The 9,348-nt window shown below is 46.4% G+C and carries 15 protein-coding genes; 5 read left to right on the top strand and 10 right to left on the bottom strand.

Features of this window, described 5'->3' with window-relative positions:
• Window positions 1-54 precede the first annotated feature (54 nt).
• From L5M37_RS00445 to L5M37_RS00400, 10 genes are all read right to left on the bottom strand, one after another.
• Window positions 55-933, bottom strand: coding sequence for a hypothetical protein (locus L5M37_RS00445; protein ID WP_263198975.1), 879 nt, complete (start codon window positions 931-933; stop codon window positions 55-57).
• Entirely contained in the window at window positions 920-1,309 is a 390-nt protein-coding gene (locus L5M37_RS00440) for a hypothetical protein (protein WP_263198973.1), read from the bottom strand. Before L5M37_RS00440 ends, L5M37_RS00445 begins: the two co-directional genes overlap by 14 nt.
• Complete coding sequence (locus tag L5M37_RS00435) at window positions 1,306-2,583, bottom strand: PD-(D/E)XK nuclease-like domain-containing protein (RefSeq protein WP_263198971.1); 1,278 nt, start codon at window positions 2,581-2,583, stop codon at window positions 1,306-1,308. The genes L5M37_RS00440 and L5M37_RS00435 overlap by 4 nt, the downstream gene beginning before the upstream one ends.
• Window positions 2,567-3,208: a hypothetical protein gene (locus L5M37_RS00430; RefSeq protein ID WP_263198969.1), complete on the bottom strand. Its 642-nt coding sequence runs from the start codon at window positions 3,206-3,208 to the stop codon at window positions 2,567-2,569. The genes L5M37_RS00435 and L5M37_RS00430 overlap by 17 nt, the downstream gene beginning before the upstream one ends.
• Window positions 3,205-3,540 carry a hypothetical protein gene (locus L5M37_RS00425; RefSeq protein WP_263198967.1) on the bottom strand — a complete coding sequence of 112 codons (336 nt, stop codon included), beginning with the start codon at window positions 3,538-3,540 and terminating at the stop codon, window positions 3,205-3,207. Before L5M37_RS00425 ends, L5M37_RS00430 begins: the two co-directional genes overlap by 4 nt.
• Window positions 3,519-3,929 (bottom strand): hypothetical protein, encoded by a 411-nt coding sequence (locus tag L5M37_RS00420; RefSeq protein WP_263198966.1) that lies wholly within the window; start codon window positions 3,927-3,929, stop codon window positions 3,519-3,521. The genes L5M37_RS00425 and L5M37_RS00420 overlap by 22 nt, the downstream gene beginning before the upstream one ends.
• 331 nt (window positions 3,930-4,260) lie before the next feature.
• Window positions 4,261-4,506, bottom strand: a complete 246-nt coding sequence (locus L5M37_RS00415) for a hypothetical protein (RefSeq protein WP_263198965.1) — start codon at window positions 4,504-4,506, stop codon at window positions 4,261-4,263.
• Between the two features lie 621 nt (window positions 4,507-5,127).
• A complete protein-coding gene (locus L5M37_RS00410; RefSeq protein ID WP_263198962.1) occupies window positions 5,128-5,598 on the bottom strand; it encodes an Sbal_3080 family lipoprotein in 471 nt (156 codons plus the stop codon).
• Window positions 5,599-5,632: 34 nt separating this feature from the next.
• A complete protein-coding gene (locus tag L5M37_RS00405) occupies window positions 5,633-5,905 on the bottom strand; it encodes a hypothetical protein (RefSeq protein WP_263198960.1) in 273 nt (90 codons plus the stop codon).
• A 25-nt stretch (window positions 5,906-5,930) separates the two neighbouring features.
• A complete protein-coding gene (locus L5M37_RS00400; RefSeq protein ID WP_263198959.1) occupies window positions 5,931-6,536 on the bottom strand; it encodes a LexA family protein in 606 nt (201 codons plus the stop codon).
• Between the two features lie 130 nt (window positions 6,537-6,666).
• Here L5M37_RS00400 and L5M37_RS00395 point away from each other — a divergent pair, with 130 nt between their 5' ends.
• The 5 genes from L5M37_RS00395 to L5M37_RS00375 all read left to right on the top strand — a co-directional run bounded on the left by L5M37_RS00395 (window position 6,667) and on the right by L5M37_RS00375 (window position 9,348).
• Window positions 6,667-6,864 carry a hypothetical protein gene (locus tag L5M37_RS00395; RefSeq protein ID WP_263198957.1) on the top strand — a complete coding sequence of 66 codons (198 nt, stop codon included), beginning with the start codon at window positions 6,667-6,669 and terminating at the stop codon, window positions 6,862-6,864.
• A gap of 10 nt (window positions 6,865-6,874) precedes the next feature.
• The gene (locus tag L5M37_RS00390) at window positions 6,875-7,354 is read left to right on the top strand and encodes a phage regulatory CII family protein (RefSeq protein ID WP_263198955.1); all 480 of its coding nucleotides are present in this window, start codon (window positions 6,875-6,877) and stop codon (window positions 7,352-7,354) included.
• A gap of 104 nt (window positions 7,355-7,458) precedes the next feature.
• A complete protein-coding gene (locus L5M37_RS00385) occupies window positions 7,459-8,277 on the top strand; it encodes a hypothetical protein (protein ID WP_263198953.1) in 819 nt (272 codons plus the stop codon).
• On the top strand, window positions 8,274-9,014 hold the full coding sequence (locus L5M37_RS00380; protein ID WP_263198951.1) for a replication protein P: 741 nt from the start codon (window positions 8,274-8,276) through the stop codon (window positions 9,012-9,014). Before L5M37_RS00385 ends, L5M37_RS00380 begins: the two co-directional genes overlap by 4 nt.
• The gene (locus L5M37_RS00375) at window positions 9,007-9,348 is read left to right on the top strand and encodes a hypothetical protein (RefSeq protein ID WP_263198949.1); all 342 of its coding nucleotides are present in this window, start codon (window positions 9,007-9,009) and stop codon (window positions 9,346-9,348) included. The genes L5M37_RS00380 and L5M37_RS00375 overlap by 8 nt, the downstream gene beginning before the upstream one ends.

Raw genomic sequence — 9,348 nt, 5'->3', positions numbered from 1 at the left:
TTTGGCGGCTATGGCGCCGCCATATTGAGTGTTAACAAAGGGAGTAAAGAGGGGTTAGGCGACTTCGCCTGTTTCTGTATTGACTGCGGTAAAGTCGCGCTGCAGCTTGGAGAACAGCTTGCCAAGGTACTGGCGTTGTCCTGCGTCGATTTGACTTGTTCCCACTGCTTTTTTAATGGCTTCACCAACTTCTAACAGTTCGTCAAGATTGCCGCAGTCACGCAGCGACATTTCCAGTTTTTCGCTTAGATTAGGCAGCGCGGCTTGTACTGGCTGATCAACCGTTTGCGCTTGCTCAGTGACTACAGTTGCACTGTTTAGCACTTGGTTTAAGCGTGAGTCGGCGCGCTTCTCAGGCTGTGGGGTAATGTCGCGCTCTGGCGGCAAGTCTTGCGCTTCAACATCGAGCCAGATACCACGCAAGCGGTCGGCGTAGGCATCGCGGCCAGCAAATCCCAGTGCGCGCCATTGTTGCATGCGCTTGGTGTACTGTGTCCAAGGGCCTTGCTTACCGAACAATCCGGCTTGCTTGGCATCTTCAAGACTAAATGAGCCGTTAAACTCCACAACAGCGCCAGACGCTAACTGGCGTTTAATGTGGCAGTGCGCGGTATCGTTTTCGTACCACTCTTTAAACTCGACTAAATCTCGTGCGCCGATAATTAGCGCGCGGAACGCATCACCCCAAACAGATGGTCGACCGTTGATAACCGCAATATTTTGCAGTGATTGCAGTGGCTGAAAGCCAAGTTCAGCGCCCATTGCCATAGCGATAACGATATCATTAGGCTTGCGCTGGTAGTTTTTAGGCACCATTTCAGATTGAGACAGCATTTCAGCAATTTGAAAGGCTTCTTGAAAGTTTGCCGGAACTAGAAAGCGGTTAGGCTGTTCTTGCTCCACTTTTTTAAGCTGAGTGTTATTGCTGATCATCTGAAGAATCCTCGACTGTCGAAATAAACTGCACACAATGGATCGCTGCGCTACCCATTTGACCATCGTCTTTTAGGTAAATTACAACGCTGAATGGCGTGGCTCCGTTTTCAAACTCTTCATAGTCAGTACCTAGACTTAAGAAGGTCGCTTCAAAAACGGGGTCTTTGCTGAATCCGCTTACTTTGATGCGATTAGCAAATGGCAACACCATACCAACCGCAGCAGCGCCAAATTCACCATTGAAAAGCGTAATTTTTTCTTGTGCTTGTTTGGCGTCCATCAAGTAGGACTCAAAACATATTTGCTGGCCATCGCCGCGCCCGTCACGCTCAAACACTGGCGTGAACATGGGAAAAACTAGTTTGTTACTCATGCTGCGCGCTCCATTGAGTCGGTGAGTTCGTTTTCGAGCGCTTCTAAATCTTGTTGCTCGAAATGGTTAAGGCCTACAGTTACCGCTAGGTCTGTGTATGCAGGCCATACGTTGTGCGTCATGCAGCGTTTAAGTTCGCGCATCGCTTTGCGGTACTTGAGATAACCCAGGCGTTTGACGTTGGCATCTAAAATAACTGGCGCGGTGATAACGAACGGGCGGCATGACTCGACGACTAAAAAGGCAAATTCATCGGCACCGGCTACATCGGTATAAAGCGCATCTTGAATGTGATACCCCAGCTTTTTGGCTTTAGGACCAAAGAAGCGCGGATCGGCACTGGCGTCGCTTTTTAAATCGATTATCAACTTGCCGATCATGTAGTCTGGTCGGCACTTAATAATCAGGCCCGTTTCAACGTCGCGGGTAAAGATGCTGCGTTCTGCTACGCCATGGTGAGTCAGCGCTTTAGCTTTGGCGTTAGACTCAAGTGATTGGCGCAGTATCGGCATGTCATCCCATTGGGCTTGCGTTAGCACAACTTGTCCGGCGGCATCCGCTTTCTCTTTAAACGCATACCAAACCTTACTACTGCGGATTTTGATTTCTTCTGGCTGGCACACATAGCTTGATTCGAATAGCCAAGGCTGTAAGAAAACCGTGTGAATAGCCTTACCAAAATCAAAGTAGGCTTTTTCCGCGTCCGGAATGATTTTTGCGATGTACTTGGCGTAATACTTTTGCGGACACTCAATAAATAGCTTGAGCTTGCTTGAGCTAACGCCGATTGCGCCGTGATAAATGTCATCGGGCAAATTATCAATAATCAAGCGTTCACCTGGCGCTAACTGTTCTAAACGTGCATTAAGCGTTTCAATGGTCCATGCTGGTGGCGCGAACGCGGCAAACGGGTCGTCATCAAACGAATCATCATTGACTGAGCTTGGCTTAATATCGTCATTCCAACACTCTGGATCCGCGCAGCTTGGGCCTGCATGATTTCCATCGCACTTAGCTACTTTAATTGGTTCACTTTTCGTGATTACTTTGGCTTTAACTGGCTCGCTGACGTCTTGCTGTTCGTTCACTAGCGTGCAATGGCTTTCGATATTGCGGCGAAAGTGACGGCGGTTATAACCCTCGGCGGCAAGGTTAGCCTCGGCTTGGCGCTCAGCTTCTGCCAAGGTATCCGCTTCAAAAGAGTAGCTGATACCGCAGGTTCCCTTAGGCGCGCTAGCCATGGGGTTAAAGGTCATTTTAAAGAGTTTGCTCATGATTACTCTCCTTAGCGTTTAGCTTGGCTTCGTATTCGTCCCAAGCGGCTTTATCACCGTTGGCAACAAACCATTGGATGTTGCCGTTACCGTCTTGGTCGGTTGCACTGCCACCGTATTTGGAATTAGGAAATCTAAATTGAGCGGTCATTGTGATAAACGGCCACCCGCCTCTAAAATGGTAAAATTCAAGGTCAGGGCGCTTTTCTTGAACTGACTTTTTGAATGTCTCGAACGCTAAATCTCTATTAGCCTTCTCGTTATCGAGCTTATCTTTACAGGATTGAGAGCAGTAAATTGCACTACCATCTTCGACTGGCTCTAATTTGACGTAATTGCCTTGCTTATCTTCACCTTCAAGATCACAGTCGATGTGGCAATCGCAATTCATGCACTTAAACCACCAACCGTTAGCTATACAAACAAGTGGAGGAATACCGCCTTTAACACCTGCGTACTGATCAGCCCATGGTATGCGACGACAGTACGAAACATCTTCCCAATCAATACCTAATTCACCCGCTCCGTTGCGACGTGCTGCGGCACTGTTAGTTTCAAAAACGATGCAACTACAACCTTCTTCAGGTTCGTTTACTTCGTAGGCTTTAAGAGGTTTATCACTCATGCCACGTCCTCCAAATAATCCAAGTGCGCTTGAACTAAGTCAGGCGCTATCGCATTGGCTAAGCGGGTAATTTCGGCATCGACTAACACGTTGATGCTTTGCGGGTTGCCGTACAGATAGGCGGTTTTTAGCGCCTCGTTAATACCATCGTTATCGAGTACGGTTTCAATAATGGTGTCTAGATCATGTCCTTCCACGGCAACACCTCGCTGCAGTTGGTTTTCAATCCATTCAGCTTTAGCGGTAACCGCTTCGGCTTTGGCGCTATCGAGCGCGATTGAGTTTGAAAGTTTGGCGGTCAGGTGATCGCCTATTGAGTTTGCATCAAGCATGGGAGCGTGCTCCTTATGTCAATTCGGTGAACACCGCGCAGCAATTCTTTACGCTCAATGTATTGCTCAGTGCGGTCGGTGGTTTGAATGATGTGGCAAATCGCCGGACCTATACGGTAAGTCCGAGCGCGGCCAAATCGGTCAATGCGCAATGTGGCCACTGTTAGGCGCTTATCACCAACAAGGTGGTAAAGGTATCCAGTAAAGTCGCAGAAACTAACGTCAAACGGAAAGCTAGGCTTCCCCGTTAAGTAGTGCTGTTCGATAGCTTCGAGGCAGTTTTTAACGGCTGGGTGCTCCATGGTATTGCTACCAAGTGGGCTAGCAAGAAGCGCCACGGTCAGCGCGTATAGCAGTTGGTTTTCATAAACCGTATAGCGGTCGTCCATATATCCTCCTTGATAGGCTTTAGCAAAGCCTCTCAGTGAAAGTAAAAAACTTTGATAAAGCATTGGTGCCGGTTACGTCATCCGGCGGCCTGAACCCGTCCTCTGCCGCGCTATGCCGCTAATAACTGGTGCTGAACTTTCAGGCGTTTCGGCTGCTTTACCAGTGGGACCTTTATTTATTAACCCTAACCAGATCCAAAGCTGGCTATCGACATGGATACTCGGGGCACAGTCATGACCTGCGCTTGTAAGTGGCCGCTTCTAACGGCTAGTGATTTACATGGGATTGTCCTCTAGTGAGATTGTCTGCTGGTGCCGCAGGCTGGCGTGATTAGTGTGATTTCAAAACCGCTAATTGTTTTGCAAGCAATAAGCGATTGACGCTTTCAATCTGTTCCTTTGTGCCTTCCCAGGCATCTAGCAGCGCTTGGCCTGCCTCTCTCAAATCAGCACCAAGTTCGCGGCGTTGAATGCACAGCCTTTGTGCTTCACCACGGCTGATATTGAATACAGGGGTAACCAGCTCAAGCAGGTTATCCTCGGCAATTTCTAATGAACTTCTGCCATAGGTTTGCATGGCATTCTCCTTGTGATTCGCATTGGTGAAGGTGGCTAGGACGGACGCTATTTACTGTTAGCGCTACCCGTAGCATTGCCAGTTAAGTGCTGGGTGCTTCAAAGCCATCAGTCGTCACTGATACATAAGTCAGCCACCTTCCCAATGCGCCCTGTTGCCAAGGCGATTGTCCATCTACCACACCGCCGATGGTTGGCGGGGCTATACACATATTTGGGTCATGCTCGCAGTGAAACCATTTAGTACCTGTTCTTATGGGCTCTTCCCACTCAAACAGTCCGGTCGCCAATAGCGGTGTATAGGTCTGTTTTCGGTGAATTTCTGTCCTCCATCACCGAGACACTTGGAGTGACCTAGTCCGCTCTAGGCGGGTTTAGTCGTTCATGGGCTAGATTGTTAAAGAGCGTTAGGCGTCTGCCTTGTGTATTTAATTACACACTATGTGTATAATTGCGTCAAGGGAAAATACACTAAATGTGTAAAATATTTTTATGAGTGTTTTTTCTTGGTTTGATTTTGTTAGTGATGGGTTAGATTTATTTAGGCAGGGACAATAAAAAAGCCCATAGCGATGGCAATGGGCTTAGAGGATTTAGACCGTGTTCAGTGATTTTTAGTCTATTACATGGCTAGCTGATTAATCAACTCTCTAATTTTAGCGTCTGCATTGATGAATTTACTTGTTGAAAATGCGGAGTTAGTCGAATCATAGGTTGCTTGGCCTATATTTTTTTGTCCGTTAATATCAGTCATCCATATGTTAGCGAATGCCATGTAACTTGCTAAGTCCCAACGCCAATTCGCTACATAAAACATTAATGCATCACATTGTGCTGTTTTTGCTTCATCAATTAACCATTGAGGTTGCCATACATTATGTCGCTGAGTATAACGCCCTTGAATTACTGCGGTTTTGTATCCTTTAAATTGCAGCTCTGAGGTGATCGCTGTAAGGACACCTTCTTTTACTGCGTCGTGTTTTACCACACAAATGCTAGTAGGCTTTTCACTTAGTCTGGTAATTTGTTGCACCGGAGCAGCACAACCTGATAAAGCTAAGGAACTGATAGTAAATACTATTATTTTGTACATTTTTCATCCTTGAGTTGTGTGCATTTTGGGTAAATTACTTTTTATAAAAGCCGTAGGCATATACAGCTGATAACACTATAGCTATTGACCAAGCTAATATTAAAGAGCTCTCAATAAGGACTGATAACGTAACTCCACACAAAATCCAAAGCACAATGAACATCTGTGTTCTGTCGTTTTTATTCTTATCTCTTAGCTTTATTAATTCTTTTATTTTATCATTTGAAACCTCGGCTAGATCTCCGTCACTTGATTTAGTCTTATCCTGCCAAAAATTTATTTCCTTTTCTATTTCAGTGTCTTTCATACAAATCCTTATGCATTTTATTTTGTTATTTGAATTTTCTAATAGCCTCCCTAACAACACCGATTACAGTGTAACCATCTAATGATACTGTAGGATACTGTGGGTTATTAGGCTTTAAATAATATAAACCAGCGTCTTTAACCAATTGCTTAAAGGTGGCTTCGCCATCGCCGTTCTTAGCTATAACGTAATCGTTCACCGCATAATCTATTTCTGGCTCAATTACCAGAATAGTACCTTCAGTAAACATTGGCATCATGCTGTCACCCTGAACCCTTAATGCGTAAGTATTTCTTCGTACTTGGCAAGTGGTCTGAACCCATTCGTTTATATCGTTATCATCAATTGCTAGTTGCGCGTTCCCCGCTTGTACCCAAGATAACACTGGCACCTCTCCCTTTCCGTGTGGGGCTGGTTCAACATTCGTTACATGACCTGTTTTGCTAATGAGCTTATCAATGCTCGTTCCTAGCTTCTCAGCGATGTTTTTATATTCAGCAGAAGGAACACCTCTGGTTTTCCAATTGGTTAACTTTTGAGGAGTAGCCCCGATCATGTCTGCTACATCCATCTTTTTTGTTACACCCTTCATGGCTGCTATAGCCATGATGTTTTTATAAACGCTGTCCATTAATCCTCCATTTTATAAACAATAAGTGTAAAGAATGGTGCTCTACAGGTCATCAACCGTGTTGTGTAAAAATCGCATTGCACAAATACACGCCATGTGTAAAAATGAGTGCAAATAATTAGGAGGTTGTATGAACTACAACGATTTTTGTAAGAAGTTAGGCTTTGACCGTTCCAAGCCCACTGAAATAGGACGCTTATTTGATGTGAGTCCTCAGGTTGTCCATAACTGGAAAATGCGTAATAGCGTACCCGCTAATATCATTCTGAAAGCTATGGAAAAAAACCTAATTTCGAGTGAATCACTTATGAATAATCCTGCTGCGTAAGGTGGATTATATGTTTTTCAGCAAAACAAACATGCGAAAACCGTCGGCAGTTTCTACAGATCCACTTGCAGCTGCTGCATCACTGACGGATGACCACAACATTTCAGAAGTGGCGAGGTTATTGGGAAAGAGCCCTAAAACCTTGCTGGCTAAGCTGAACAACGATAGCGACTTTCATCAACTGCATTTAGGCGAAGCGGTGGCAATTACCCACATCACACAGGATGCGCGCATTTTAAGCGCGTGGGCTGTGAGCATGGGTAAAGTGCTGATTGACGTCCCTAAAGCTGGCATTACTGACGATGAGTTTTCAGACCTATTGCTGTTAGTGCAAGAACGCACTGGCGAACTGGGTAAAACGATTCGCCAAGCGCGAGCTGACGGCATTATCACCGATGCTGAGTATGCAGATATTCGCAAAGCCACGATTTCAGTCGTTGAGTTGCTGTTCCAAGTTGATAGCACCATTCAGCAACAGGTGCGGGAGTAGCGACATGGCACGGATAAGAACGGTTAATCCCTTAGAAGGAGCTTCGAAGGGGCTCTCAAGGGGCTTAGTAAGGGGTGAGTCAACCCCTTGTGAAGGGGTGTTTTATGCGTGAATACAGCGTGGTTAAGCCTCACTTCTGGATCGGTAAAACTGGCAAGGAATTACGCGGAAAACCTGAGGCGCAACTCATTGCCATGTACCTTATGACCAGCCCGCACAGTACGATGATTGGCGTTTTTCACTGTCCAATCATGTATATAGCTTACGAGACTGGGTTAACTATTGAAGGGGCTTCGAAGGGGCTTGCAAGCCTCTTGGAAGGGGGCTTTTGCACCTTCGATGCTACCACTGACACAGTGTTTGTTAAGAACATGCTTAAGTTTCAGGTCGGTGAGAATTTAAACCCTAAAGATAACCGAGTAAAAGCGATTAAAAGGGAGTTTGGTGAACTACCAGAAAGCAAAGCAAAACAAGAGTTTGCAGAACTTTACTGGGAGGTGTTAGGGCTAGAAAAACCCGTGAAAAATACAAGCCCCTCAGAAGCCCCTTGCGAGCCCCTTCGAAGCCAAGATCAAGAACATGATCATGAACAGGAACAAACAGCAGCGCAAATCGCAAAAAGCGCGATTGGCTTGCCGCTGATGAATAATGGCTTTTTCGCGATCAAGTCTGAACAGCTTGAGAAATTAAAAACGCTATACCCCGATATCGATTGTGAGCAAGAGCTGCGCAACATGATCGGCTGGTTTGACGCTAACCCTGAAAAGCTCAAACCGCGCACAGCGATTATGCAGTTTGTTAATTCGTGGTTGGCTAACCGCCAGACGGATTATCACAACTCCAATCGTGCTGATCTGGGCGACTTAGACGATACAAGCTGGGCTGAAGGGTTAGTGCTCTATCAATCGGAGCAAGCGCAATGAGCGGCCCATTAGCGTTAAGCCAATTGCAAAGCAGCGCAATTGAGTACATCAAGACTGCGCAGGACCAAGCGCCAGCGATTCTTGGCCCTAATAGCCCTGCCGCACAAATCGTTAACCAAGTGCTCAAGCAACTGATAGCGGCCAAACCTGCGCACAAGCAAGCACTGAATGCTAAGGGCGCTGTCGCTGATTGGAAGCGATCATGGACACAAGCGTTTGCATTGCACGGCATTCGCACTCTTGAGCAAATCGAACTTGGCATTAAGCGCGCACAGTTGGACCCAAGCCCGTTTATGCCAAGCATCGGCCAGTTTATTCAGTGGTGTAATCCGGTTGAGTTAACCGAAGTCGAAATGCTGGAAGCGTTCACCCGCATGATTGAGCGCAAGAAGCCACTTACAGACGTTGAGTATGCAACTCGTCTCAAGTGCGGTTTTGAATGCCGTGGACGTTTGCCACAAGACAAAGCGCTGGCGCTGTTCTGCGCGCACATGAAAGCGTTAAGCGCAAAACAGCTAAGAGGCGAGTTTATCCCAAGCCGCAACACAAAGTTACTTGAGTGCAAAGGCGAGCCGCGCAAATTCAATCAGAACTTTGAACAGCAAATCACTCAGCGTGTGCCACGCACAGCGCCAGAAATTCGCATGCTCAAAATTCAATTAAAAGCCAAGCGCCGTGCTGCATTCGAGCAGCGCAAAGCCAATAGCAGATTGCGCCAGGTGATGAATCATGGCTAGGCCAATCATCAAGCCTTTGCCTGAAGATGCGCCTGATATGTATGCGTTTGCTAAGCAAGCATCGAATGATGCAAAGCCGGATTACAAAGCGTTAGCAAAACAAGTTGAGCACATTAGGCCAATACGACAATACCCGATTTGGTATCACTGCCGTGGTGGTGATTCGGATAAGAACTTTGTGTTAAGCCGCATGCGCTGGATACCTGACAGCCTAAAGCACTGGGTATCACTTGAGTTCGAACGGTTGTTTTTAGCCGGCGGTCGTGAAGGTCGCTATAACGCCAAAAAGTTTTTACATGAGTTAGCTAGCAGTTACAGAAACGAGGGAAAGTGA

It is taken from the genome of Shewanella sp. SM69, from assembly GCF_025653985.1.
GTDB lineage: Bacteria > Pseudomonadota > Gammaproteobacteria > Enterobacterales > Shewanellaceae > Shewanella > Shewanella oncorhynchi.
This window is presented reverse-complemented; position numbering and strand designations above follow the sequence as displayed.